Raw genomic sequence first — 26,806 nt, 5'->3', positions numbered from 1 at the left:
CGAGGGCTTGCAGGCGTCTTGATTCCGCTGTCGGCAGGATTTCGGGCGGGCCGGGCCGCGGGATGAATTGCACGACGGACGTATTGCATTTCGTAGGTTTTTTTTCGGGGGGGTCTATGGGGGTGTTCGTTTCCAGCGGAAGCACCGCTTCTGTTTCCAATACGCAAAGCGGCAATACAGTCCAGGACGGCGGCACGCTCTACGTGCTGAATGGCGGGACGATCAGCAGCACGCTCGATGTCGGCACTGTCGTTGTGTCCTCCGGCGGCACCGATATCGGCGACACCGTATCCTACGATTCAAACGGTGCCGCGCAGTTGTATGTTCTCGGCACCATCATCAGCGCCGTGATCGACGGCGGCAACGCGATCCTCGGCTTCAGCTATGTCCCTTCATACACAACCGGCGTTGGAACCGCGATCAACACCACGATCAGTGGCGGCCGACTGTCAGTGGACACCGGCTCAACCGCGAGTAACACCACGCTCGACAGCGGCGGCAGGCTAGACCTGTTCGGCGGCACCGCCAGCAATACGACTGTCAGTGGGGGAGGACAGGAAATCTATGGCGGTACCGCGTTCAACACGACGGTTGTGAGCGGCGGATACCAGTACATCTCGAACGACTACAACAACAACCCTAACGCCTACGGCAGCGCATTCGCGTCCAATACGACATTGCAAGGCGGTTCCGAACAGATCGTTGGATTTCTTGGGGCCGGCTCTGCGGTCAGCACCGTCGTCGACGCCAGTACGCAGTACATAGGCTATGCCGCCTTCGGGAGCGCCGGTATTGGTTACGCCAGCAATACCACCGTTACCGATGGCGGAATCCAGTACATTGCGCCATACGGCTACATTGAAACCGGCACAGCCGTCAGTACGACGGTCACCGGCAGCGGCAGCATCCAATACGTCGGCAGTGGCCAATACTGCGGAAGCGCAACGGCGATCTCCACCACGCTGATCGCGGGCGGCGAACAGATCGTGTGGGGCGGCGGCGTGTACAGCCCCATCGCCACCAGCACGGTGATCAGCTCCGGCGGCGCCCAGATCGTTTCATCCGGGGGCATCGCCAGGACTACGGTGATCAGCGCCGGCGGCACCGAGACCGTGATGGCGGGCGGCATCGCCAGCAGCACAGTGATCAGCTCCGGCGGCACCGAGGTCGTTTCGTCCGGCGGCACCGCAAGCGGCATCACTGTCGATAGCGGCGGCACCTTGATTCTCATCGCCGGCGCCAATGTCACGAACGTGACCAGCAATGGCGGCACGGTTGTGATCGAAAGCGCCCCTGTGACCGTCAGCAGCGGATCGTCCTACACGGTGTCGAGCGGCCAAACCGACACCGGTGATACCGTGCTCAATGGCGGTTCGATGTTCGTTGCCTCGGGCGGGACAGCCGTCAGCACCACCGTCAGCAGCGGCGGCCTTCTGACCATCAGCAAGGGCGGCAACGACACGGGTACGACCATCTCTTCCGGCAGCACCGAAGTGGTCGCGGGGAACGATGCGAATGCCGTCGTTGCAAGTGGCGCGACGATGTTCGTCAGCAGCGGCGGTGCGGCCAGCGGAACGCTCGTCTCCGGGGGAACGCTCGACGTGCCGGGTGGTGGATTTGCCACTGGAACGACGGTCTCGGCGGGCGGCACTCTGAATGTCACGGGGACCACGTCCAATACGGTCGCGGTGTTGAGCGGCGGCATCGAGAACGTCTCGTCCGGTGGCGTGATCCAGGGCACCATCAGCGGCACGGCTGGTACGGGAACGTTCGTCGCGGCGGGCGGAACGCTCAACGTGCTGGCTGGAGGCTCGGCCAGCATGATCAACGTGTCCGGCACGCTCAACGTGCGGGGCAAGATCACCAGCAATGTCACCATTCAGAGCGGCGGCCACGAAATCGTCTCGGCAGGTGGCTCCGTCACCGGCGTTACCGGTTCGGGGACCGCAATTTCCGGGCTGGTCGACGTTCTCTCCGGAGCGTCGTTCGAATACGCGACAGTCTTCAATGGCGGTGACCTGAATGTCTCGTCCGGCGCGACGGCGGACCATATCTCCGTCTCGAGCGGCGGTATCTTCAACGTCGGCGGTACGGTTCTGAGCAATGTCGCGGTCTTTGCCGGCGGCATCGAGAACGTTTTCTCCGGAGGTGTGGTCACCGGCGTGACCGGCTCCGGGACCGGCATTTCGGGCGGCACGGTGAACGTGTCGTCGGGAGGCGCGATCGACCACACGACCGTCATCAGTGGCGGCGTCTTGAACGTTCGGTCCGGAGCGACTGCGCACAATGTTTCCGTCTCCAGCGGCGGTACGTTCAATGTGGCCGGCGCAGTGACCAGCAACGTGGTGGTGTTTGCCGGCGGCGCGGAAATCGTCTCCTCCGGCGGGTCGACAGGTCCGGTGTCGATCTCGGGCGGCGTGGTCGAGTTGCAGGCGGGCAGCACCGCGAGCGGCGGCATCACCTTCAGCGGGTCCGGCGGTCAGCTGAAGATCGACAGCACGTCGTTGGCCGGCACGACCGTCGGCAGTCTGGTCTTGGGCGACAGCATCGATATGGCAGGCCTCAATTTCGTCTCCGGCGGGTCGGCGACCTTGCTCGCCGGCAACATCCTGCATGTCACCGAGGGAGCCTCCTCCTTCGATCTGCAGCTTGATGCAACGCCCGGCGTGCGCTTCAGCGTCAGCGCGGATTCCGGCACCGGCACGCTGGTCACGACGCGCGCCGATGTCGCACCGGTGACGTCCGCGTCCAACGTCACGGCAGTTCGTGGCGAGAGCTCTGCGCTGGCTTCCAGCCTCTTTACGGTGTCGGACCCCGATGGCGATCCCATCACCCAATATGCGTTCTGGGACACGCAGGGTAACGGCCACTGGGCCATCAACGGCGTCGTCCAGGCCACTAACGCCGAGATCGATGTTGCGGCGGCGAACCTGTCGCAGGTGAGCTACGTCTTCGGTCCAAGCGGATCGACTGACACGCTTTACGTTCGGGCTAATGACGGCACGGCTTGGAGCAGCTGGACTGCATTCACGGCCAAAGCATTCGCCGACACCGCGCCGACCGTGAACGCAGTCAACGTGACTGCGGCGCACGGCCAAACGTCGATTGCCGCATCCAGCCTGTTCACAGTGAGCGATCCGGACGGCGACACGATGACCCAGTATGCGCTCTGGGACACCGGAGGAAGCGGTCATTGGGTGGTGAACGGCGTGGCGCAGGCCGCCAACACCGAGATCGATATTACGGCGGCGCAGCTGTCGCAGACGAGCTACGTCTTCGGGCCCACAGGGTCGGCACCCGATACGTTGTACATCAAGGCGAACGATGGAACGTTGTGGGGAGGCTGGACCGCGTTCACGGCAACGCCAGGATCCGATCACGCTCCGGTTGTGACGGCGCAGAATGTGACTGCCAGTCACGGGCAGACGTCGGCGCTCGCCTCGAGCCTGTTCTCGGTCTCCGATGCCGAGAGCGATGCGATCACCCAGTACGCGTTCTGGGACACCGGCGGCAACGGCCATTGGGTTGTGAATGGTATTGCTCAAGCGGCCGGCGTCGAGATCGATGTTGCGGCGGCGAACCTATCGCAGGTCAGCTACGTGTTCGGTCCCGGCAGCTCTCCATCCGATACGCTCTACGTGCGGGCCAATGACGGCATGCTGTGGGGAGGTTGGACCGCGTTCACGGCATCACCGGGCTCCGACACGGCTCCGGTGGTGACGGCGCAGAACGTGACCGCCAGTCACGGCCAGACGTCGGCGCTCGCCTCGAGCCTGTTCTCGGTGTCGGACGCCGAGAACGATGCGATCACCCAGTACGCGTTCTGGGACACCGGCGGCAACGGTCACTGGGTGGTCAATGGAGTCGCCCAGGCAGCCAATGTCGAGATCGATGTCTCGGCGGCGAACCTGTCGCAGGTCAGCTACATGTTTGGTCCCGGCGGCTCGACGCCAGATACGCTCTACGTGCGGGCCAACGACGGATCGAAGTGGGGCGCCTGGGCCGCATTCACGGCGACCCCGGGACCTGATCAGGCTCCGGTGGTAACGGCGCAGAACTTGGCAGCGGTTCACGGCGAGTTTTCAACGCTCGCCTCGAGCCTGTTCTCTGTCTCCGACGCCGAGAACGATGCGATCACCCAATACGCATTCTGGGACACCGGCGGCAACGGCCACTTTGTGGTCAATGGTGTCGCCCAGGCGGCCGGCGTCGAGATCGATGTGTCGGCGGCGAACCTGTCGCAGGTGAGCTACGTGTTCGGCCCCGGCGGCTCGACGCCAGATACGCTGTGGGTGCGGGCCAACGACGGCATGATGTGGGGAGGCTGGACCGCGTTCACGGCCACACCGGGCCCCGACACGGCTCCGGTCGTGACGGCACAGAACGTCTCCGCAATCCACGACCATTCGGTCGCGGCCTCTAGCCTGTTCTCGGTGTCGGACGCCGAGAACGATGCGATCACCCAGTACGCGTTCTGGGACACCGGCGGCAATGGCCACTTTGTGGTCAATGGGGTCGCGCAGGCGGCCGGCGTCGAGATCGATGTTGCGGCGGCGAACCTGTCGCAGGTGAGCTACGTGTTCGGCCCCGGCGGCTCGGCATCAGATACGCTCTGGGTGAAGGCCAATGACGGCAGCATGTGGAGCGCCTGGAAGAGCTTCACGGCAACCGCCAGCAACCAGGCGCCGACGGTCTCGGTCGCCAACGTCGTGACGGTCTCCGGGCAGACGTTCGCAGCATCGAATCTGTTCAGCGCGACGGACGCCGACGGCGATACCATCACGAAATATGCGCTGTGGGATTCCAACTCGAACGGGCACTGGAGCATCAACGGCACATCGCAGCCGATGAATACCGAGATCGATGTCACTGCGGCGCAACTTTCCCAGACCACCTATCAGGCCGGCTCGGGCACCGATCAACTCTGGATCCGGGCCAATGATGGCATTGCGTGGGGAGCCTGGCAGCCCTTCAACGTGACGGGCGAAAGCTCCGGCAATGCCACCATCGCCGCGGGCACCACCCTCGAATTGCCGGGGGCGTCGAGTGCCACCGTTGCGTTCCAGGGCGCGACCGGGACGCTGAAGCTCGACAATTCCGCGAGCTTTGCCGGTACGGTTGCCGGAATGACCGGTGCGGACGCGATCGATTTCGCGAACATCAGTTTCGCGAACGTTCACACGCCGACCTTCAATGGGACCAGCTCGAGCGGAACGCTCACGGTGACCGATGGCACCGTCACGGCGAGCATTGTGCTGCTGGGCAACTACATGGCCTCGACCTTCGCGACCTCGAGTGACGGCCATGGCGGTACCCTCGTTGTCGATCCGCCCGCGACGCAGGTCAGCCAGCTTGCGCAGCCGCAGCATGCGTGAGGCTTGGAGATGAGGGCATGCGGAGCCGCCGAGATAAGGTGGCTTCGCCTGCTGCCGCTGACTGCACAGCGATTGCAGCAACGGAGAGACGCGCGATAGAGCTAGTTACGACGCCGCGCGCTCCGGCGTGCCGAACAGGCGCCCGAGCAGCGAATGCGCGGAGTCACCGGGCAGCAACGTTGCGACGCTGACGGCGGGCTCGGCTTTGTCGCGGCGGCCGTTCTGGGTGTGGCGCATCACGCTCGCCAGGCGCCGCGTGATCGCCTGCGCGTTGCGCAGGTCGGTGCCGGCGAATGCCACGACGAGTGAACGATCATCGTACACCGCGCCGAAGTCAGCCTGCCGCATCAGCCGGCTGATGATCCGCGCGCCGTCGAATTGCGCGCGCGGCTGCGTGTTGTCGAAGGTGAAGCGCGCCACCGAGAGCGCGCCGCCGCGCTCGGCGGTCTGGTAGACGGCGGTCGCGAAGTCGCGCTCGAACGCGGCCTTGGTGAGCAGGCCGGTGCGGGGATCGATCAGGCCCTTGGCATCGATCGCCTTGAGCATGCGGCCAAGCCGCGCCTCGAAGGCGTGCTGGCGGATCATCGGCAATACCATGTCGCCGACGCGCGCCGGCCCGGCCGTGACGATCTCGAGATTGGGCAGCTCGTAGCGCGGCGTCAGCTCGCCGGAAGCAACGATCACCGGCAACGGACGGAAGCGGACATCCTCGGTCAGCACCGTCAGGAACGCATCCATCACGCGCGGGGTGAAGCCTTCGGCCAGCACGATGCCGTCGATGTCACGGTTGGAAAGATGTTTTGCGGCCGCCTCGATGCTCAGCGCACCGACCACGCCGGCGCGCTCGCCGAGCGCGACCGACAGGGCCGGGTAGGCGCCGCCGCGGCCGATCAGGAGAGCGGTGGCCTCGCCGACCGGATCGATGTCCGATAATGCGATCGGCGCCGGGGGCACCAGGCGGCGCATCACGGTCGCATGCAGCGCACGAACGCGTAAGGACGCATTGAGCCGAGCGACCAGGCGATCCGGCATGCCCTTGTGCTGGAAGAACGCGATGACCGTGTCGGGCAGGGTGGTCGCGGGATCGACCGCGATCAGCGGCAGATAGGGCGCGCGGGCGGCAGCGCGCTTGGCGAGGCCCGAAAGGGTGACGAAGTCGACACCCTCGGCGGCTGCGATGATCGCTGCCGGCTTGACCTGTTCGATGGCGCGTCCGACCTCGTTCCAGTCGGTGAGCACGACCGGGAACAGCTTCGTCTCATCGAGGACCGCGGCGAACGGCGGCTTTGCCGACGCCGATACGATGAGGACCGGACCTTGTTGAGACATTCGAACGCTCGAAACCAATGCTTAAGTTCAGCAAACGGCTGCGATGCTAGTCGGCATGGCTTAATGCGGCGTCAACACAATGCTAAGACTAACGCAATGATAAGATCTCAAAGCGCCCCGGTGCCGCTGCGGTCGCGAAATGCCTCGACCATCAATGGGTTAAGACCAAGTTCTGTCAGGGCGTCGCGGGCCCGCGCATTGTCCTGAGCCCGGCCGGCCAGCCGGTGGCCGCTGAGGCGGTCGGGCAGTGCCGTCAACATGGCACCCTGGCCGAGACGGCGCGACCACTCCTGCAACTCCCCGGCGAGGAAGCGGTAGCCGCCGACCGTCATGACCCCTGACGGCGGGGCGGTGATGTTGATCACGCCGGTCGCGCGGTCGATCCGCGCGGCATATTCGGTGTCGACGTAATCGCGCGCCGGCGGCGCAATCAGGGTGTCGCCCGGGGGCGGCGGCGGCGCATAGGCAGCGACCGGCACCATCGGGCCGCGCAGGCCCAGCGTGCCTTTCGGGGTCAGCAGGATCTCGCCGGCGATTGATGCGCCGGGAGCTTCGCGCGGCGCGCTGTGCGGGCCGGGCTTGATCGGGGCCGGCGATCCATCCTCGGCATTGCGGCGGGCGCCGAACAGCCCGGCCTCGCCGAACAGATAGACGTCGGTCAAGCTCACCCGCCGCGACGTCCAGTGCGCGCTGGAGGCAACCTGCTCCGGCGTCCGCCACAGGCCGATCGCGTTGCGCAACGTCGGCAGGCGCTCCGACAGGCCGCACTCGTCGAGCCGCAGCGCGAGTTGCGCCGGCGCGATCAGCGTGTCGCAGCCGTGATCGTTGAACTGGGCTTCGAACGCTTCTTCGTCGAACGGGTGATGCATGACGAGCGTTCCGCCCGACAGCAACCAGATTACCAGCGACGAACAAATGCCGGCAAACGACATCGGCGCGAAGGCCGACATGATGGTCGCGCCCTGGGCCAGGTCGCTCTCCAGCGACATCGCGAGCCCGCCGGCGATCAGGCCGAAATGCGCGCGCGGCACCGGACGAAAGCCCTCGCTGGTGACGTCGAAGGAGATCAGCGCCGGCTTGCGGCCGTCCTGGATCATCGGGCGCGAGGTCCGGGAGTCCTGCAGGATCGCATCATCGAGCGATGCCATGCCTTCGGGCAGATCGGTGCCGAACCCGCAGACATGGCGGATCGAAAATGCTTCCGCCGCGGCATTCATCGCGATGTCAGCGTAGGACACGCCGTCGATCCTGCCGCAGGTGACGATTGCCCGCGCCGCGGTGCGGTTGAGGACGGCGGTCAGCTCGGCCTGCCGCCACAATAGCGGCAACGGCGCCACCACGAGGCCGACCCGATGGGCGGCGAGCACGGTCAGGGCGAATTCGATCGTCGAGGGAAGCTGAACCGCGATCACGGCATTGGCCGGCAATCCGCTCTCGACGAAGTGGGCGGCGATCGCCGAGATCGCGCGGTCGGCCTGGGCATAAGTCAGGCGCTTGCGGGTCTGTCCGGTGACGCGCTGCTTGTTGATCGGGTCGACCAGTGCCAGCGCCTCGGGGTGTCGCGCCAGGCTGCGCTTGAACAGCGTATCGAGCGTGGGCGAGGTGATCGACTGGTTCACAGGTTCAACGTCGGTTGCATCGCTTCGATCGGACCGGGTCATGCCGCGTCGGGTCGCAAATCACTTGGTCGCTCAACTCGGCAGCTCAATTGGATTGCGCGCCGGGCTTCTGCCACCAGGTCTCCGGCAGGTAGCCCGTCAACGCCGTGGCCGAAGGCCGTTCTATCCGATTCCAGCGCGCGATCCATTGCTCTCCCAAGTTAAATAGGGGGATAGCGTAGAAGCCCGACATCAGGGCCCGGTCCAGCGCCCGCACCGCCGAGACGAAGTCGGGCCGCTCCCGCGCCGCAAGCAGCGCCGCGATCGTGGCGTCGATCGCCGGATCCTTGGCGCCCATGTAGTTGCGGGTGCCCGGCACATCGGCGGCCTGGCTGCCCCAGTAGAACCACTGCTCGTTGCCCGGCGACAGCGACTGGTCCCAGCGAATGGGGATCATGTCGAAATCATAGGCGACGCGGCGCTGCTCGAACTGCACCGCGTCGACCACCCGGACCGCAGCGTCGATGCCGGCCCGCTTCAGGTCGCGCTGATAGGCGAGGGCGATCCGCTCATGCTCGCGTGTCGTCACCAGGATCTCGATCCGGAGCGGCGTCCCGGTCGCGCGCTGCTTCAGCACGGTGTCGTCGAGCGCGTAGCCGGCGTCCGACAGCAGCGCGAGCGCGTCGCGCAGGACGGTGCGGTCGCGGCCCGAGCCATCGGTAATAGGGAGGCGATAGCGGCCGTCGAGGATGTCGGGCGCGATATGCGACAGATACGGCTTGAGGAGTTCGCGCTCGCGGTCATCGGCCGGGTGGCCATAGGCCGACAAATCCGAGCCGGCGAAGTAACCGCCGGCGCGCGAATAGAGTCCGAAATAGTAATTGCGGTTGATCCATTCGAAATCGAACAGCATCAGCAGCGCCTGGCGCACCCTGACGTCGGCGAATTTCGGCCGCCTGGTGTTGAACACCAGGAATTCGGACGGATCGGGCGTGCCGATCTTGATGGTGTCGCGGATCACTTCGCCGCTTCTCGCGGCGGGAAAGTCGTAGCCGTCATGCCAGCGCAGCGGCTCGGGCTCGGTCCGGAAGTCATAGAGGCCGCGCTTGAACGCCTCGAACTGGCCGTTGGCGTCGCGGTAGTAATCGAGCCTGATCTCGTCGAAATTCCAGAAGCCGCGGTTCACCGGAAGGTCGCGCCCCCAGTAGTCCGGATTGCGGGTGAAGGTCACGCTGGTGCCGGGCCTGACCGCCGTCACGCGGTACGGGCCGGAGCCGATCGGCGGCGCCAAGGTGGTCTCCTCGAATTTGGCGACGTCGGTGGCGTGGCGCGGCAGGATCGGCATCAGGCCGAGGATCAGCGGCAATTCGCGGTCGGGTACGCCGCCGAAGTCGAACCGCACCGTGAGCGGGTCGAGCACCTCCGCCTTTGCGACTTTCGAATAATACTGGTGATGCAGCGGACGGCCGTGATCGCGCAGCAGTTGGAGCGAGAACACGACGTCGTCGGCCGTGACCTCGTGCCCGTCGGAGAAGCGCGCGCGTGGATCAATGTGGAATGTCACATAGCTTCTGGCATCGTCGGTCTCGACGCTGCGGGCGAGCAGGCCGTACAGCGTGAACGGCTCGTCATTGTTCCGTACCAGCAGGCTCTCGTAGACATAGCCGCGCTCATAGGCGTAGCCCCGGAGCTGCTGCACGGCGAGACCCCTGACGATCAGGGGATTGAGGCTGTCGAAAGTGCCCTCCCGGGGGCTCAGGACCAGGCGGCCGCCCTTGGGGGCGTCAGGATTGGCGTAGGGTAGATGGCTAAAGTCGGCAGCCAGGGCGGGCGCGCCATGCATCGCGATGGCGTGGCTCTCGGTGGCGGCCGCAGGGGCAAGTGCGGTCGTCGGCAGACCCACGACCGATGTCAGCACGAGGCAGATGGCAGCCAATGCGGCGCGCCAAACGTGACCGGGAACACGTACATCAGGCGCCGGATTTGATTCGCGAAACGTCACGCCAAAGGTTTATCACAGGGCGCTGAAACTCGCCGTGACAGGTGCGCAATTGCGCTTTGTCGGCATTGATCTTTCCGCGCGCCGCTGTATTGAAGGCGTGCAATTCGAGGGCGGGAACGCCTGTCACGTATCCGCCTCAATTGACTAGGAGACAGCCGCCCAAACGGCTATGTGTCGGCGCCTGCAGCGGTTTCGGGCGCTGCCGTTCAGAAAGGGTTTTCCGCAATGAATTTCCGTATCTTGGCCGCCCCGGTCCGGCCGCATGGGCGAATTGTCGCCCTGATGGCGGCGACGGCATTCTCTGCAGCGCTCCTGGTTCCTGCCGCTCGGGCCCAGCAGCCGGCAGCGCCTGCGGCACCGAAGGCTGCGCCCAAGGCGGCACCGAAGGCAGCTCCGAAGGCGCCGGCTCCGGCAGCCCAGGCACCAGCCGCCCAAGCACCGGCCGCAGGTCAGGCGCCCGCCGCGGCCGCCCAGCAGCCGCCCCAGGATCAGCAGATCCAGCTCATCTACGCGCCCTGGACCAAGTTCTGCCTGAAGGGCCAGGAAGCCAACGCCAAGCAGGTTTGCTTCACCGGTAAGGACGGCCGCATCGAGTCCGGCCAGCCGGTGATCGCCGCGGTGATCATCGAGCCGGAAGGCGAGCCGAAGAAGATCCTGCGTGTCACCCTGCCGCTCGGTATGCAACTCGTGCACGGCACCCGCATCATCGTCGACGGCAACCCGCCGCAGCAGGCACCCTATGTGATCTGCTTCCAGAACGGCTGCATGTCCGACTATGAAGCAACCCCCGAGCTGATCGCCAACATGAAGAAGGGCCAGAACCTCGTGGTCCAGGCGATCAATTCGAACGGCGCGCCGCTGACGCTGCCGCTGCCGCTCAACACCGAATTCGCCAAGGCCTATGACGGCCCGCCGACCGATCCGAAGGTGTTCGAGGAAAACTCGAAGAAGCTGCAGGAAGAGCTGCAGAAGCGCGCCGAGGAACAGCGCAAGAAGCTTGAAGGCGCGGGCGGGGGCGCAGCGCCGGCGGCTCCGGCCAATCCGGCAGCCAAGTAGAATTTCAAGTAAACTTTCGAGCAACCGCTCACGAGATCGCGAGATCATTGCAAATCAAAAGGCGCCCGGAAGGGCGCCTTTTTTGTCATGCGAAACCGACTGGCTGGTGGCAGCCTGCTGCGCTGGTGAGGGCGCGCCTCGTGTGCGATGGTTGCTCAAATCGATCGCGCCACACCGCGTCGAAACACAATCATAAATCCGCCACGGGAGGCCAGACGAAAGCGCGGAGAGCGCGCCTTCGGTGCGCAAATGCGCGCGTGGTTCCGTGCGAACCCTGGCCGCCGTTCGCAGTCATGGAAGTCGCGCAATGTCCCAGCGAGCCAACACGCAGCGGCGGGAACCGCTTTCCCGGCCATCGGAGCAGCCGAGCGCCCGCGCTTCGGTGGATGCCCGCGGGCGCCTCAACCAGGACAACGTCGCCGGCAGCTTTCATCCGGGCATCGTTCATCTGGCGCTGGCAATGGGCGGGTTCGCGATCGGCATCGCCGAATTCGCGACCATGAGCCTGCTGCCGTTCTTCGCTCACGACCTCAACATCAGCGAGCCCCAGGCAGGTCACGCGATCAGCGCCTACGCGCTCGGCGTCGTGGTGGGCGCGCCGGTGATCGCCGTGCTCTCGGCGCGGATGACGCGGCGAACGCTCTTGATCGCGCTGATGGGCTTCTTTGCGCTGATGAACGGCCTCTCCGGGCTCGCGCCCGACTACCACACCATGCTGGTGCTGCGCTTCCTCGCCGGGCTGCCGCATGGCGCCTATTTCGGCATCGCCATGCTGGTCGCGGCCTCGCTGGTCCCGACCGACAAGCGCACGGCGGCGGTCGGCCGCGTGCTGCTCGGCCTCACCATCGCGACGACGATCGGCGTGCCGCTCGCCAATGGCGTGGGGCAGGCGATCGGCTGGCGCTGGGCCTTCGCGATCGTTGCCGGCCTCGCGCTGCTGACGTCGATCCTGGTCCTGATCTTCGCGCCGCGTGACGTCCCCGACCGCAAGGCGAGCCCGTTGCGCGAGCTCTCGGCACTCGGGCGCAAGCATGTCTGGCTGACGCTCGGGATCGGGGCCATCGGCTTCGGCGGGCTGTTCTCAGTCTACACGTATCTGGCGTCGACCATGCTGGCGGTGACGCACACCTCGCCCGCGCTGGTGCCCGTCACGCTATGCGTGTTCGGCGCCGGCCTCACCGCCGGCAACATCATCGTGCCGCGCTTCGCCGATCGCGCGCTGATGGCAACCGCGGGCGGGCTCTTGCTGTGGTCGGCCGCGACGCTGGCGCTGTATCCGCTGGCGGCGATGAATTTCTGGACGCTGAGCGCCGACGTGTTCCTGATCGGGCTGGGCGGCGCGCTCGCCACCGTGCTGCAGACCCGGCTGATGGATGTCGCGGGCGAGGCGCAGAGCCTCGCCGCCGCGCTCAACCATTCCGCCTTCAACATCGCCAATGCGCTGGGGCCGTGGCTCGGCGGAATGGCGGTTGCGGCCGGCTACGGCTGGACGTCGACCGGCGTCGTCGGCGCTGGACTGGCATTGGCGGGTTTTGTGGTCTGGGCGATCGCGATGGCGCTGGCCAAGCACGAGGGCGTGTGAGCGCCCCGCATCCGCTGTCAGTTCAGCGACGGATTGCGCGGACGGTAGCCGCCCGACTTGTCCTTGATGAAGATCTCCGCGACCTGCGAGTGCCGGATCGGTTCGCCGGAATCGTCGGGCAAGAGGTTCTGCTCGGACACGTAGGCGACGTACTCGGTCTCCGAGTTTTCCGCGAGCAGGTGATAGAACGGCTGGTCCTTGTGCGGCCGCATGTCCTCGGGGATCGACAGCCACCATTCCTCGGTGTTGTTGAACTCCGGGTCGATATCAAAAATCACGCCCCGGAAGGAGAACACCCGGTGACGGACGATCTGCCCGATCTGAAACTTGGCGGTGCGCGCTTTGATCATGGTTCGTCGATAGACCAACATTGTGGCCGATGCTAGGGGCTAAGCTGCGAATTAACCTCTGCTTTACCGATTCCCGCCCTGCAAGAACGCCCCGAAATCCGGCCGAGAAACTACTTTCAGAATGATCGATATCCTCAATCTGGCGTTACCGTATTTCGGCTTGATCTTCATCGGCTACGCATGCGGAAAAGCCAAGGGTTTGCCCGAGAATGGGCTCGCCTGGATGAATTTCTTCCTGCTTTACGTTTCGTTGCCGGCGCTGCTGTTCGGAATCATGTCGAAGACGCCGTTCGCCGAGCTGAACAACCCCCCGTTCCTCGTCGCCACCACGCTCGGAACCGTGATCGCGTTCTTCCTGGCGATGATCGCGGGCAAATTGATGGGGGGCTTAACGCTGCGCGAGGCGACTCTGGCCGGCCTGTCCGGCGCCTACGGCAATATCGGCTACATGGGGCCTGGCCTGGCGCTCGCCGTGCTCGGCACCAAGGCGGCGGCGCCCACCGCGCTGATCTTCTGCTGCGACAGCATCTTCCTGTTCTCGATCGTGCCGCTTTTGATCGAACTCACCGACCGCGACCATCCCTCCCTGTTGCACGCGTTCGGCGTGGTGCTGCGGCAGATCGTGCAGAACCCGCTGATCATGTCGGCGGTGTTCGGGGCGCTGGTGGCGGCGTTCCACATCCCGATCCCGGTCGCGCTCGACCGCACCATCCAGTTCCTGCAGAACGCTGCCGCGCCGATGGCGCTGTTCGCGCTCGGCGTCACCGTGGCGCTGCGGCCGTTCGAGCGGGTGCCGTGGGAGGTGCCGGGTGTGATCGCAATCAAGCTGCTGATCCACCCGCTGGTGGCGTTCGGTCTGATGCTGCTGTTCGGTCCGTTCGCGCAGCCCTGGGCCGCGACTGCGGTGCTGATGGCCTCGCTGCCGCCGGCGCTCAACGTGTTCGTGATCGCACGGCAGAACGATACCTGGATCGAGCCGGCATCGGTCGCGGTGCTGATCGGCACCTTCGCCTCGGTCGTCACGCTGACCAGCGTGATGTGGTTCATCCAGAGCGGACGGCTGGTGTTTCCCTGAGACGAGCCGCCTTTATTTGACGCGTTTTCTTAACGCGAACCGGTGCCCACTTCGCTCGAAAACGCTTTATCGCCGCCACGACGGCGCGAGGCCCTCGCGCATGGCGAGCCGCCGCAGCGGGCCGAAGGCGCCGAGCAGATGCAGGCCGGCGGCCCGCGCCGTCTGCACGCCGAGGAAATCGCTGAGCAGCGAGCGGTTGGCGATATCGATCGCCCAGGTCCGGCTGGCAACGTCGGGCCGCCGCGCCGCCTGGTAGCGCGCCAGCACGTTCGGTGCGCCGGGATCCTCGCCGCGGCCGATCGCCTGGCCTGTGATCTCGGCGATATCGGCGGCATCGCGCAGTCCCATGTTGAGGCCCTGCGCGCCGATCGGCGGCAGCACATGGGCGGATTCTCCGACCAGCGCGATCCGGTCCTTGGCGAATTGCCTAGGCCGCTCGATGGCGAGTGGAAACACGTGACGACCAACCTGGACCTCGACGCGGCCGAGGATCGAATGCGACTGCCGCTCGGCCGCATCGGACAATTCGACATCGCCAAGCGCCTTCAGCCGTTCGGCCTCCTTCGGCGCCGAGACCCAGACCACGCTGCTGCGGTTGCCGCTCAGCGGCACGAACACGCATGGGCCGTGCTCGGTGTGAAACTCGGTCGAGATGTTGTGGTGCGGCCGGCTGTGGCTGATGTTGAAGGTGAGGGCGGACTGCCCGAGCTCGCGGCTGACCACCTCGATGCCGGCGGCCTCGCGGGACAGCGAATTGCGGCCGTCGGCGCCGACCACGAGCCGGGCCCGCAATGATTGGCCCTGCCGCGTCACCACGGTGACCCCTGCGTCATCCGGCTGCACCGAGGCGGCTTCGTCGTCGAACCGCATCAGCGCGGCCATCTCGCCGGCGCGCTCCTCGAGCGCTGAGACCAGCGAGCGATTGTCGATGTTGAAGCCGAACTGCTCGCGGCCGATCTCCTCGGAGGAGAACCGCACCTCCGGCGCGCGGATCAGGCGGCCGGTGTCGTCGACGAGGCGCATGGTCTTGAGCGCCGCAGCCTGGTCGCTGCAGCGGCACCAGACGTCGAGCCGCTCCAGGATATCGGTCGAAGCGCCGAGCAGCGCGGTGGTCCGGTTGTCGGCATAGGGGGCGCGGCGCGCCAACAGCGCGGTGCGCGCGCCGGCATCGGCGAGGGCAATCGCAGCCGTCAATCCGGCCGGGCCGCCGCCTATTACGATAACGTCATAATCCTGCGAGCTGTCGGTCATATCAGGACATTTGACATGCCTGGCCCGATTTTCAAGCCATCGGTAACCACCAAGGGTTTCCAATGATCTACGCGGCGGAACGCCGCAAGACTGCATATGCAAACGGGGCCGATTCCTGATAGCACTTCGGCCGATGGAGCACTCGAGCCAGCCGGATGCGTTGCCAGAACGGATGCGGACCGCCGCATTCTCCGTTCATATTTTCACGGCGCTCGGTGCCGGGGTCGCGCTGCTGGCGATGCTGGAGGCGGTGCGCGAGCACTGGGCCAACATGTTCGCCTGGCTCGGGGTCGCGCTGATCATCGACGGGATCGACGGCCCGCTGGCGCGCCGGCTCGATGTGGTGCGGCTGCAGCCAAACTGGTCGGGCGAGGTGCTCGACCTCGTGGTCGATTTCGTCACCTATGTGTTCGTGCCGGCCTACGCGATCACCGCGAGCGGCATGCTGCTGCCGCTGGCCGCGCCGATCCTCGGCATCGGCATCGTGGTTTCCAGCGCGCTGTATTTCGCCGACCGCCGCATGAAGGCCGACGACAACCATTTCCGCGGCTTCCCGGCGCTGTGGAATGCGGCGGCGTTCTATCTGTTCCTGCTGCATCTGCCGCCGGTGCTGTCGACGATCGTGGTCGCGGCGTTGATCGCGCTGACCTTTGCGCCGTTCCATGTGCTGCACCCGTTCCGCGTGGTGCGGCTGCGCTGGCTGACGCTGTGGCTGCTCGGCGCCTGGGCAGTACTCGGCATGTATACGCTCGCCAATGATTTCGTGGTTGGCGCGCCGATCACGTTCGGTCTCTGTGCGATTGCCGTCTATATCGTCGGTAGCGATACCGTGATCCGCCGGATGAAAGCCTTCAGAGCATGATGCAATTGATCACCAGCCCGGAAGCCTGGGCTGCGCTGTTGACCCTGACTGCGCTCGAGATCGTGCTCGGCATCGACAATGTCATCTTCCTCTCGGTGCTGGTCTCGCGGATTCCCCAACCCCAGGCCAACCGCGCGCGGCAGATCGGCTTGCTGCTGGCGCTGGTGTTCCGCATCATCCTGCTCAGCGTCCTGGTCTGGCTGATCGGGCTGACGCAGCCGGTGATCACCATCGAGAGTGTCGCGCTGTCCTGGCGCGACATCATCCTGATCGGCGGCGGCCTGTTCCTGATTGCGAAAGCGACCCACGAGATCCACGCCGAGGTCGAGGCGCGCGATGTCGAGGAGCAGGACAAGCCGAGCCCCAACGCGTTCTTCTGGGTGATCGTGCAGATCATCATCATCGACCTGGTGTTCTCGCTGGATTCGATCATCACCGCGATCGGCATGGCGCAGGACCTCGAGATCATGATCGCGGCGGTCGTGATCGCCTGTATCATCATGTACGTCTCGTCGGGACCGGTGGCGCGGTTCGTCGCGGAGCATCCCACCACCAAGATGCTGGCGCTGGCCTTCCTGGTGCTGATCGGCGTCGCGCTGGTGGCTGACGGTTTCAAATTCCACATTCCGCGCGGCTACATCTATTTCGCGATCGCGTTCTCGGCTGCGGTCGAGGCATTCAACATCATGGCCAAGCGCAACCGTAAGAAGGCCTAGCGGGCGATATGGCTGGTCCGGGCAGCTCGGTTGACAAGCCGGCGCCGATGGCATTCGCTCGGCTGACGCTGAGATCTGAGGGAGCGACGACATGACCAAGGCTGTGCGGGTGCACAAGGTGGGGGGCCCTGAGGTCCTGACCTATGAGGATGTCGAGGTGGCGGCGCCGGGGACCGGCGAGGTCCGCATCCGCCAGCATGCGGTCGGGCTGAACTTCATCGACGTCTATTTCCGCACCGGCCTCTACAAGGCGCCCGGCCTCCCGTTCATCGCCGGCAATGAGGCCGCCGGCGAGGTTTTGGCGGTCGGCCCCGGGGTGACCAATTTCCACCCCGGCGATCGCGTCGCCTATTACTACAACCTGGGCGGTTACGCCTCGGAGCGCGTGATCCCGGCCGACAAGCTCGTCAAACTGCCCGACCACATCACCTACGAGCAGGGTGCCGTGCTGATGCTCAAGGGGCTCACGGTCTGGTACCTCCTGCACAAGACCTTCAAGGTCGAGCAGGGCCATCGGGTGCTGATCCACGCCGCGGCCGGCGGCATCGGACTGCTGGCCTGCCAGTGGGCCCACGCGCTCGGCGCGCATGTCATCGGCACCGTCGGCTCGAAGGCGAAGGCCGATCTCGCGCTCGCCAATGGCTGCGACCACGTCATCCTCTACAACGAGGAGAACTTCGTCGAACGCGTCAAGCAGATCAGCCGCGGCGAGCTCTGCGACGTCGTCTATGATGGCGTCGGCAAGACCACGTTTCCGGGATCGCTGTCGTGCCTCAGGCCACGCGGCCTGTTCGTCTCGTTCGGCAACGCCTCGGGTCCGGTGCCGCCGTTCCCGCTCGCCGAGCTCAACAACCACGGCTCGCTGTTCGCGACGCGGCCAAAGCTGAACGACTATGTCGGCACCCGCAAGGAGCTGCTCGAAGGCGCCGACACGCTGTTCGCCGCCGTGATCAACGGCAAGCTGCACGTGCCGATCAACCACGCCTATGCGATGAAGGATGCGGCGAAGGCGCATAGCGACCTGGAGAGCCGGGCGACGACTGGCGCGGCGATTTTGCGGCCGTAGTTTCGGCCGTCATTGCGAGGAGCGAAGCGACGAAGCAATCCATTGTTTCCCCGAGTGGAAAGGTGGATTGGTTCGCTTCGCTCGCAATGACGGGCGCAGCGGTCGTTACGCCACCCGCCGCGCCGCGCCGACCTTCGTCAGCACTCCATCCAGACAATCGATCATCGCCGATATCTCCTCCCGCGTGACGTTGAGCGCCGGCATGAAGCGCAGCGTGTCCGGTTGGGGCGAATTGACCAGCACGCCGGCCGCGAACGCCTCGGCGACGACGGCCGCGCCGATCGGCATCTTGAGATCGAGCGCGAGCAGCAGGCCACGGCCCCTGATCTCACCGAGCCCGTGCCGCGCCGACAGCCGCTGCAATTCGCGCTCGAGCAGCAGGCCGGCGTCGACGACCGATTTCAGGAAGTCGGGCCGGCTGATCTGATCGAGCACGACAAGCCCCGCAGCGCACATCAGGGGATTGCCGTTAAAGGTGCCGCCCTGATCGCCGTGATCGAAGCAGGAGGCATGTTCGGTCGCGAGCAGCGCTGCGAGCGGCACGCCGCCGCCGATGCCCTTGCCGAGCGTCATGATGTCGGGCGCGATTCCGGCGTGCTGATAGCCGAACAGCTTTCCGGTCCGGCCGATGCCGGTCTGGATCTCGTCGACGATCAGGAGCAGGCCACGCTGCTGGGTCAGCGCCCGCAACTCTTGCAGGAACGCGTCGGTCGCCGGCCACACGCCGGCTTCGCCCTGGATCGGCTCCAGCATGACCGCGACCGTCGACGACGAAATCAACTTCCGCACCGACTCGATATCGTTGAGCCTGGCTTTCCGAAAGCCCGAGACCTTCGGCTCGAACAGCGGCTCGAACGCCTTCTTGCCCGAGGCCGACATGGTCGCGAGCGTGCGGCCGTGAAAGGCGCCTTCGAAGGTGATGATCTCGTGCGCGCCACCCTTGTACTTGGCGCCATATTTCCGTGCGAGCTTGATCGCGCCCTCATTGGCCTCCGCGCCGGAATTGGCGAAGAACACCTGATCGAAGCAACTGCTGTCGACCAGCGCCTTGGCCAGCTTCAGGCTCTGCTCGTTGTAGAACGCCGGGCTCGGCGTGAGCAGCCGCCTGGCCTGCGCGGCCAGCGCGTCGGCCACGATGACCGGCGAGTGGCCGAGCGGATTGACGGCCCAGCCCTGCACGAAATCGAGATAGCGGTTGCGGTTGCTGTCCCACAAATACGAGCCCGCGCCGCGCACGAACACGACCTCGGGGCGGGCGGTGATGTCCATCAGCGCATCGAACGGATGGGCGGCGTTGGTCATATCGATCTCCTCTGGGGTTGGTGTGGGGATGATGGTCAGGCCGAAAAGCAAGAAGGCCGCGCTTTGCGGGCGCGGCCTTCTCGAAAACGTTGGCTGATTTTAGCTAATCAGCGATGGCGTCGGACACGGCGCAGCCCAGCATCGTCGCGGGTGCGACGACGGTTGATGGCGCGGCGGTGGGTCCGGTTCAGCTTCATGGCGCAGGCCCATACAGCCGAACGCCAGATCGTGTCAAGCGTCAGAATCCGGCGACGCTGCCGTGCAGATCGTATTGGTCGGAGCGCTCGATCTTCGCGGTGACGATCTCGCCGACCTTCAGCGGGCGGCGGCTGGTGAGATAGACCGCGCCGTCGATCTCTGGCGCATCGGCCTTTGACCGGCCCTTGGCGACCGTCGGGCCGATCTCGTCGATGATCACCTGCTGGCGGGTACCGACCTTGCGCTTCAGGCGCCGCGCCGAAATCTTCTGCTGCCGCGCCATCAGCGCATTCCAGCGCTCCTGCTTGACCTCGTCGGGCACGGCGTTTGGAATCGCGTTCGACGTCGCGCCAGCGACCGGCTCGTATTTGAAGCAGCCGAGACGGTCGATCCCGGCCTCGTCGAGCCAGTCGAGCAGATAAGCGAAATCGGAATCGGTCTCGCCGGGGAAGCCGACGATGAAGGTCGAGCGCAGCGTCAGCTCCGGGCATTGCTCGCGCCACTTCTGGATCCGCGCCAGCGTCTTCTCCTGGGCGGCCGGGCGCTTCATCGCGCGCAGCACGTCGGGGCTCGCATGCTGGAAGGGGATGTCGAGATAGGGCAGCACCTTGCCCTCGGTCATCAAGCCGATGACCTCGTCGACATGCGGGTAGGGGTAGACGTATTGCAGCCGGACCCAGGCGCCGAGCTCGCCGAGCTCCTTAGCGAGATCGTAGAATTTCGCGCGCACGGCGCGATCCTGCCACGGGCTTTCGGCGTATTTCAGATCGACGCCATAGGCCGAGGTGTCCTGCGAGATGACGAGCAATTCCTTGACGCCGGCCTTCACCAGCTTCTCGGCTTCGCGCAGCACGTCATTGGCCGGCCGCGACACCAGATCGCCGCGCAGCTTCGGGATGATGCAGAAGCTGCAGCGGTTGTTGCAGCCTTCGGAAATCTTCAAGTAAGCGTAGTGGCGCGGCGTCAGCTTGACGCCCTGCGGCGGCACCAGGTCGATGTGCGGATTGTGCGCCGGCGGCAGCGCGCGGTGCACGGCGTCCAGCACGCTCTCATATTGCTGCGGGCCTGATATCGAGAGCACGCCGGGATAGGCGCTTTCGATCTGCTCGGGCTCGGCGCCCATGCAGCCGGTGACGATGACCTTGCCGTTCTCGGCCATGGCCTCGCCGATCGCGGCGAGCGATTCCTGCTTGGCGCTGTCGAGGAAGCCGCAGGTGTTGACGATGACGATGTCGGCGCCGTCATGCTTGCGCGCCAGCTCATAGCCCTCAGCGCGCAGCCGGGTGATGATGCGCTCGGAATCGACCAGCGCCTTGGGGCAACCCAAGGACACAAAGCTCACTTTCGGCGCGGCGGCCTCTTGCATATCTTCCCAAATCTGCCTGATTGACGGGCAGGAGCTAGTCCCAATTGCCGAGAATTACAACCCTTTCCCGAGCCGTTCGGCATGATATGGATGCGTCTGCCGGGCTTTGAGAGTGGTCGATGAGCGCTGAGTCGTCTCCCAAGATCGTCATAGTCGACGAGAGCCCGATCCGTGCGGCCATCCTGGAGGAGGGGCTGCGGGAGGCCGGCTATACGGACGTTGTCCATATCAGCGAGATGCAGAGCCTGCTGTCGCGGATCTATGCGCTCGATCCCGAGATCATCGTCATCGATCTCGAGAACCCGAGCCGCGACGTGCTGGAACAAATGTTCCAGGTCAGCCGTGCGGTCCGCCGCCCGATCGCGATGTTCGTCGACCAGAGCGATGCCGCCTCGATCCAGGCCTCGGTGGAGGCGGGCGTCTCCGCCTACATCGTCGACGGCCTCAAGAAGGAGCGGATGAAGCCGATCCTCGATCTCTGCGTCTCCCGCTTCAATGCCTTCGCCAAGCTGCAGGACGAGCTCGACCGCACCAAGCATGCGCTGGAGGAGCGCAAGGTGATCGACCGCGCCAAGGGCATCCTGATGAAGGTGAAGGGGCTGACCGAGGAAGAGGCCTACGTGCTGATGCGCTCGACCGCCATGCGCGAGAAGAAGAAGATCGGCGAGATCGCGCAATCGATCCTGACGGCGTCGGAGCTGCTGAAATGACCACATCCCTGCGCATCGGGTTCATTCCGCTGGTGGACGCCGCCGCCCTGATTGTCGCGGTCGACAAGGGGTTCGCGGCGACTGAGGGCCTCGACGTCACGCTGCTGCGCGAAGTGTCGTGGTCGAATGTCCGCGACAAGCTCAATATCGGCCTGTTCGACGCGGCCCATCTGCTGGCGCCGGTGGCCATAGCCTCGAGTCTTGGGCTCGGCCACGTCAGGGTGCCGATCGCGGCGCCCTTCAATCTCGGGCTCAACGGCAATGCCATCACCGTGTCGCCGGCGCTGCGTGCCGCGCTGATGGAGGAGATCGACGGCGACCGCTTCGATCCGATGGCGACCGCGCAAGCGCTCGCGCGGGTGGTTGCAAAACGGCGGAAGAGCGGGGCCGAGCCGCTGACCTTCGGCATGACCTTCCCGTTCTCGACCCACAATTATCAATTGCGGTTCTGGATGGCCGCCGGCGGCGTCGATCCGGACGAGGACGTCCAGCTCGTGGTGCTGCCGCCGCCCTACATGGTGGACAGTCTCGCCAACGGCCTTGTCGATGCGTTCTGCGTCGGCGCGCCCTGGAATTCGATCGCGGTCGATCTCGGCGTCGGCCACATCCTGCATTTCGTCTCCGACATTTTGCTGAGCGCGGTAGAGAAGGTGCTGGCGGTGCGCCAGAACTGGTCGGAGAAGCATCCCGACATCGTGGCGGCGCTGGTGCGCGCGCATCTGCGCGCCGCTGACTTCATCGAGCAGCCCGGCAACAGGGCCGAGGTGGCGCAGATCCTGGCGCAGCCCGAGCGGCTCGGCGTCGACGCCAGCGTCATCCAGCGGACGCTCGACGGTCGGCTGAAGATTTCGCCCGACGGCACCATGCGCGAAAGCAGTCGCTACCTGCTGGTCGGGCGCGAGGCGGCCGCGCGGCCGGACCCGGGGCAGGCGGCCTGGCTCTACGCGCAGATGGTTCGCTGGGGCCAGACGCCGTACCGGCCGGAGGCGCTGAAGGCTGCCATGGCGGTGTTCAGGCCCGACCTCTACGACGCCGCATCCGGGCGATCGGCCGATGCCTCCAGCGCGATCGGCGCGTTCGCCGGTCCGCCGTTCGATCCGAACGATGTTCCCGGCCATCTGGCGGCCTTCAAGATCGGGCGCTGGAAACCCTGAACGGGCCAGCGTCTCACTCCGGCTACTGTGCATGGGGTTGTTTTTGAGTTTTTCGGTTTACGGGGCGGGTGCGGGTTCCCGGCGCCTCGAATTGCAGCGAATAAGTTTCTCGGGCGAGCCCGCGGGAAAGAATATTCCTCTGGGAACCCGGTTCACCGCGGCGACGGCGTCGCTATTTTTTCGACCCGCTTGAACTGGCTCGCGAACGATATTCCATATGCCCGAGAATGGGGTGTTGGAGATCGACCATGCGCGAGCTATCGGCGGAAGCCCGCCTGCACTTTTACGCGCGACACATTTCAAGGAAGTCCGGGACCGGAATTCACACTGCGGCGCTTTACAGCGCCTTTGCCGTGATCGCGGCCATCGTGTTCGGCACGCTTTCCGTCCACCCGTTCTGAGGCCCTGAGAGAACTGCAAAGCCGCCGTCTGATGTCCTCAGGCGGCGGCTTTGTGCTGTCGGGATGCTGACGGCTCAGTAGCCGTAGCCGCGACCATACCCGTAGCCGTAGCCATAGCCACCGCCGCAGGTGCTGCAGGTCTGCTGGACCGGCGCGTAGTAGGAATAGCCCGGCGACACCATCTCGGTGCGCTCTTGCGTCGCGTATTGCGGCGCGATGCGCTCATAGGCGACGCCCTCGGGCGCAACCATCACGGTCTTCGGCACCATCACGGTACGATACTGCGCCGGCGTGCGATGCGCGATGACGCGGCCCGGCGATACCATCACGGTCTCCTGCACGGTGCGATATTGCGGCGGCACGGTCTGCACCTGATAGCAGGTCGTGCAGGGCTGCGGCGGCGGCGTATAGCAGCTGTAGCAGCCGGCAGAGGCGGCACTGGTGAAGGCGGCCGTGGCCACCGCAGCAATTGCGAGGGAGAGGCTGGTGCGGAACATGCTTTCGTACCCAATTTTCCTGAGAGGACAATCAAAGGCTCGGAAGCTGCACCTAGCAATCAAAACGGCAAGTTTGGGTTTAAGAAGACTCTTAACGGAATCTAAAGGGCCGGCGCTGTGGCCGTCCCTCGTGATCGATACGTTCGTGGCTCAGTGCGCGGTCTTGAATGGCGCGACCGTGATGCCGGCCTTGCTCAGCGCTTCGCGCAGTCCGCGCGCGATCTCGACGGCGCCATGCGTGTCGCCGTGGATGCAGACGGTGTCGGTCTGCATCTTGATCACCTTGCCGGTGACCGAGACGACCGCGCCATCCTGCACCATCCGCACCACGCGTTCGGCGATCGCCTTGGGATCGTGCAGCACCGCGCCGGGCTTCTTGCGCGACACCAGATTGCCGTCGTCCTCGTAGGCGCGGTCGGCAAACACTTCATGCGCCATCCGCAGATTGGCGGCTTCACCGGCGCGCACCAGCTTCGAGTTGGCGAGCACCACGAAGACGAGATTGCGGTCGACCGCCTTGATCGCGTTGGCGATCGCGCGTGCGGTCATGTCGTCCTCGCAGGCGACGTTGGAGATCGCGCCGTGTGCCTTCACATGGGTGACCTTATGGCCGGCCGCGGTTGCGATCGCCTGCAAAGCGCCGATCTGATAGGCGATCAGGTTCTCGATCTCGGAGGATGTCAGCCCCGGCATCGGGCGGCGGCCGAAACCATGCAGGTCGCGATAGCCAGGGTGGGCGCCGACGCTGACGCCGCGCGCCTTCGCGAGCTCGACCGTCTTGCGCATGATGTCGGCGTCGCCGGCATGGAAGCCGCAGGCGACGTTGACCGAGGTCGCAAGCTCGATCATCGCGGCATCATTGCCCATCTCCCAGGGTCCAAAACTTTCGCCGAGATCGCAATTGAGGTCGATGGTTGAGGTCATGACGATCGATCCGTCCGTTGTTCGCAGTGATTCAGGGTAACGCAACTTGCCAGGTCGACACATCGACGGCGCTGACGGCCTGACCCGCGACATTCGCATCCCGCAGCGCCTCGATGTTGAGACCGAAATCGTCGATGCCGCGGAGGCGATCGGGCAGGGAGTGCAGCAGCGCGTGGAACTTGACCGCCTCGGCCTGCGCTTCCGTCATCGACACGGCCTTGAAGCGGAACGGCCGGCCGGCGGAGATCTGCGCGAAGCGGCCGAGATCGGCCGTGATCACGGTCGCGATCTTTGGATAGCCACCGCTGGTGCCGCGGTCCGGCATCAGCACGATCGGCTGGCCGTTGCCGGGCACCTGGATGCTGCCGTTGACGGTGCCGTCGGAGACGATGTTATGGCCGTCGCGGTGTTTGATGACAGCCCCTTCAAGCCGGTAGCCCATGCGGTCGCTGGTGGCCGAGATTGTCCACTCGCTGTCGAGGAACAGCTGCTTGTTTTCCTCGCTGAACTCGTCGTCCTGCGGGCCGAACACGACGCGGATCGGCGCATCGCTGGCTATCGGCAATTCGATGCGGCGCTCGGCGGCGCCGCTCGCGGCTTTCGTCGTCAGCTCGTCGCCGCTTTGCAGCGGCCGCGGGTAGGGGCTGCCGAGCCCTGCGCGGGCGTTGACGGCGAGGCTGCCGAACATCGGCTCGCCCTCGATGCCGTGCTCGATCGCGAGATAGCTGAACGAGCCGCCGCGCGCAAAACCGAGATTGAGCGTCTCACCTTCGGCGAGCGTTGCCGAACTGTCGAAGGCGACCGGCCGGCCGCCGATATCGGCATTGCGCGATGCGCCGGCGAGCCCGACGCGGACCGCGCCACCGCGCGCGGTGAAGCTGGCGCCGAACGGGCCGATCTCGACCCCGGCAGCGAACGGCTCGTTGCCGACCAGCGTGTTGGCGGCCGCGAGCGACAACCGGTCCATCGCGCCGCTCGGCGTCAGGCCATAGCGCTGCGAGCCCGGACGTCCGCCGTCCTGCACCGAACTCGCCGGGCCGATCGAGGCGACGACGAGCTTGCTCATGGCGTCACCAGTTCTGCGACGAACTCGCCGGCTTCGGCGGCGCGGTCCTGTTCGGCAAAGGTCTTGGCATCCACCGCCGTGAAGGTGACGGCATCGCCCGGCTCCAGCAGGAAGGTCGGATCGCGATGCAATTGGTAGGTTCGCACCGGGGTGCGGCCGAGCAGGTGCCAGCCGCTCGGGCCGGCCAGGCACTGCACGCCGGTCTGAATGCCGCCGATCGAGATAGTGCCGGCAGGGGTCAGGAGCCGGGGGTCCTTTCGCCTCGACATATGCAGGAACTTGTCGAGCCCGCTGAGATAGGACCAGCCGGGCGTGAAGCCGATCATGGCGACGCGATAGTCGCCGGCGGCGTGGCGTGCGACGATGTCATCGGGCGTGGTCTGCAGTGCCTTCGCCACATCCTCGAGATCGATGCCATGCTCGCCGCCATAGGTGACGGGAACGCGCCAGCGCCGCGCGCCGGTTTCGCTTGGCGGCGCCTTGGCGGCGCGCGCCAGCAGTTGCTCGCCCAGCGCATCGAAGCCGATCTGCACGGGATCGTAATGCACCAGCAGCGAGCGGTAGGTCGGCACGGTCTCGGTGATGCCGGAGATCGGCTCGGCCGCAATCACACGGTCGAGCGCGAGCACCCGCCGGTTGGCGGCGTCATCGATGGTGCGGCTGAATTCCACCGTGATGGCGCTGTCGCCACTCGGCAAAAGGCGGGGAGGACTTAAGGGTTCGGCCATCGGATCAAGCAGACTTTGGTCGCCATCAAGCTAGCGTGTTTCGATTAAAAACGGAATTCGCTTCGTGCAAAATGATGCAGCAACTTCAATAAATTAATCGGCATGCCGGCGATAAATTTGGATGATCGCAGGTTTTTCGCACGGCCCTTGACGCAGGGCCTTCGCCCGGCAACATGCGCCGGTCTTTTCCTCCATCGG

21 protein-coding genes are annotated in these 26,806 nt (G+C 65.4%); 10 read left to right on the top strand and 11 right to left on the bottom strand.

Translation table 11 applies throughout. From position 1 onward, the window contains the following. The first annotated feature begins 116 nt into the window (after nt 1–116). Complete coding sequence (locus ACVISU_RS01450; RefSeq protein ID WP_456705752.1) at nt 117–5,375, top strand: AIDA repeat-containing protein; 5,259 nt, start codon at nt 117–119, stop codon at nt 5,373–5,375. 105 nt (nt 5,376–5,480) lie between these two features. Here the strand turns inward: ACVISU_RS01450 and ACVISU_RS01445 are convergent, their stop codons facing one another. The 3 genes from ACVISU_RS01445 to ACVISU_RS01435 form a co-directional block, all read right to left on the bottom strand. Continuing rightward, nucleotides 5,481–6,704, bottom strand: a complete 1,224-nt coding sequence (locus ACVISU_RS01445; protein WP_050406635.1) for a hypothetical protein — start codon at nt 6,702–6,704, stop codon at nt 5,481–5,483. A gap of 107 nt (nt 6,705–6,811) precedes the next feature. Continuing rightward, nucleotides 6,812–8,365 carry an AMP-binding protein gene (locus ACVISU_RS01440; protein ID WP_456705751.1) on the bottom strand — a complete coding sequence of 518 codons (1,554 nt, stop codon included), beginning with the start codon at nt 8,363–8,365 and terminating at the stop codon, nt 6,812–6,814. A 43-nt stretch (nt 8,366–8,408) separates the two neighbouring features. Then, nucleotides 8,409–10,145: an extracellular solute-binding protein gene (locus tag ACVISU_RS01435; protein WP_456710739.1), complete on the bottom strand. Its 1,737-nt coding sequence runs from the start codon at nt 10,143–10,145 to the stop codon at nt 8,409–8,411. Nucleotides 10,146–10,529: 384 nt separating this feature from the next. On the opposite strand from ACVISU_RS01435, the gene ACVISU_RS01430 reads away from it, so the two are divergent. Then, nucleotides 10,530–11,360 carry an invasion associated locus B family protein gene (locus tag ACVISU_RS01430; RefSeq protein WP_050406638.1) on the top strand — a complete coding sequence of 277 codons (831 nt, stop codon included), beginning with the start codon at nt 10,530–10,532 and terminating at the stop codon, nt 11,358–11,360. Nucleotides 11,361–11,667: 307 nt separating this feature from the next. Beyond that, a complete protein-coding gene (locus tag ACVISU_RS01425) occupies nt 11,668–12,942 on the top strand; it encodes an MFS transporter (protein WP_456705750.1) in 1,275 nt (424 codons plus the stop codon). 17 nt (nt 12,943–12,959) lie between these two features. Here ACVISU_RS01425 and hspQ read toward each other — a convergent pair whose 3' ends face one another. Next, the gene (hspQ, locus tag ACVISU_RS01420; protein WP_050406639.1) at nt 12,960–13,292 is read right to left on the bottom strand and encodes a heat shock protein HspQ; all 333 of its coding nucleotides are present in this window, start codon (nt 13,290–13,292) and stop codon (nt 12,960–12,962) included. Nucleotides 13,293–13,413: 121 nt separating this feature from the next. On the opposite strand from hspQ, the gene ACVISU_RS01415 reads away from it, so the two are divergent. Further along, the gene (locus tag ACVISU_RS01415) at nt 13,414–14,367 is read left to right on the top strand and encodes an AEC family transporter (RefSeq protein WP_456705749.1); all 954 of its coding nucleotides are present in this window, start codon (nt 13,414–13,416) and stop codon (nt 14,365–14,367) included. Nucleotides 14,368–14,433: 66 nt separating this feature from the next. On the opposite strand, the gene ACVISU_RS01410 is transcribed toward ACVISU_RS01415, so the two are convergent. Continuing rightward, the gene (locus ACVISU_RS01410; protein ID WP_456705748.1) at nt 14,434–15,618 is read right to left on the bottom strand and encodes a UbiH/UbiF family hydroxylase; all 1,185 of its coding nucleotides are present in this window, start codon (nt 15,616–15,618) and stop codon (nt 14,434–14,436) included. A gap of 133 nt (nt 15,619–15,751) precedes the next feature. Here ACVISU_RS01410 and pcsA point away from each other — a divergent pair, with 133 nt between their 5' ends. The 3 genes from pcsA (at nt 15,752) to ACVISU_RS01395 (ending at nt 18,262) form a co-directional block, all read left to right on the top strand. After that, nucleotides 15,752–16,480 (top strand): phosphatidylcholine synthase, encoded by a 729-nt coding sequence (gene pcsA / locus ACVISU_RS01405; RefSeq protein ID WP_456705747.1) that lies wholly within the window; start codon nt 15,752–15,754, stop codon nt 16,478–16,480. Next, the gene (locus ACVISU_RS01400; RefSeq protein WP_050406643.1) at nt 16,477–17,196 is read left to right on the top strand and encodes a TerC family protein; all 720 of its coding nucleotides are present in this window, start codon (nt 16,477–16,479) and stop codon (nt 17,194–17,196) included. Before pcsA ends, ACVISU_RS01400 begins: the two co-directional genes overlap by 4 nt. 91 nt (nt 17,197–17,287) lie before the next feature. Then, complete coding sequence (locus ACVISU_RS01395) at nt 17,288–18,262, top strand: quinone oxidoreductase family protein (RefSeq protein WP_456705746.1); 975 nt, start codon at nt 17,288–17,290, stop codon at nt 18,260–18,262. Nucleotides 18,263–18,367: 105 nt separating this feature from the next. Here the strand turns inward: ACVISU_RS01395 and ACVISU_RS01390 are convergent, their stop codons facing one another. Beyond that, nucleotides 18,368–19,564: an acetylornithine transaminase gene (locus tag ACVISU_RS01390; protein WP_050406645.1), complete on the bottom strand. Its 1,197-nt coding sequence runs from the start codon at nt 19,562–19,564 to the stop codon at nt 18,368–18,370. 238 nt (nt 19,565–19,802) lie between these two features. After that, nucleotides 19,803–21,128: a 30S ribosomal protein S12 methylthiotransferase RimO gene (gene rimO, locus ACVISU_RS01385; RefSeq protein WP_456705745.1), complete on the bottom strand. Its 1,326-nt coding sequence runs from the start codon at nt 21,126–21,128 to the stop codon at nt 19,803–19,805. Between the two features lie 119 nt (nt 21,129–21,247). Between rimO and ACVISU_RS01380 the strand changes: the two genes are divergently transcribed. From ACVISU_RS01380 to ACVISU_RS01370, 3 genes are all read left to right on the top strand, one after another. Next, on the top strand, nt 21,248–21,838 hold the full coding sequence (locus ACVISU_RS01380; protein ID WP_028332037.1) for an ANTAR domain-containing response regulator: 591 nt from the start codon (nt 21,248–21,250) through the stop codon (nt 21,836–21,838). Then, complete coding sequence (locus ACVISU_RS01375; RefSeq protein WP_456705744.1) at nt 21,835–22,992, top strand: CmpA/NrtA family ABC transporter substrate-binding protein; 1,158 nt, start codon at nt 21,835–21,837, stop codon at nt 22,990–22,992. Before ACVISU_RS01380 ends, ACVISU_RS01375 begins: the two co-directional genes overlap by 4 nt. 248 nt (nt 22,993–23,240) lie before the next feature. Further along, nucleotides 23,241–23,393, top strand: a complete 153-nt coding sequence (locus ACVISU_RS01370; protein WP_171947587.1) for a hypothetical protein — start codon at nt 23,241–23,243, stop codon at nt 23,391–23,393. 74 nt (nt 23,394–23,467) lie between these two features. Here the strand turns inward: ACVISU_RS01370 and ACVISU_RS01365 are convergent, their stop codons facing one another. From ACVISU_RS01365 to pxpB, 4 genes are all read right to left on the bottom strand, one after another. Then, nucleotides 23,468–23,890 (bottom strand): hypothetical protein, encoded by a 423-nt coding sequence (locus ACVISU_RS01365; RefSeq protein ID WP_456705743.1) that lies wholly within the window; start codon nt 23,888–23,890, stop codon nt 23,468–23,470. Nucleotides 23,891–24,040: 150 nt separating this feature from the next. Next, entirely contained in the window at nt 24,041–24,814 is a 774-nt protein-coding gene (locus ACVISU_RS01360; protein WP_050406649.1) for a LamB/YcsF family protein, read from the bottom strand. Between the two features lie 31 nt (nt 24,815–24,845). Beyond that, the gene (locus ACVISU_RS01355) at nt 24,846–25,880 is read right to left on the bottom strand and encodes a 5-oxoprolinase subunit C family protein (protein WP_456705742.1); all 1,035 of its coding nucleotides are present in this window, start codon (nt 25,878–25,880) and stop codon (nt 24,846–24,848) included. Beyond that, nucleotides 25,877–26,608 (bottom strand): 5-oxoprolinase subunit PxpB, encoded by a 732-nt coding sequence (gene pxpB / locus ACVISU_RS01350; protein WP_456705741.1) that lies wholly within the window; start codon nt 26,606–26,608, stop codon nt 25,877–25,879. Before pxpB ends, ACVISU_RS01355 begins: the two co-directional genes overlap by 4 nt. Nucleotides 26,609–26,806 lie beyond the last annotated feature (198 nt).

The sequence above is a fragment of the Bradyrhizobium sp. USDA 4452 genome (genome assembly GCF_054063575.1).
The sequence above is the reverse complement of the archived record's forward strand: the minus strand, read 5'-3'. Positions and strand labels throughout refer to the sequence as shown.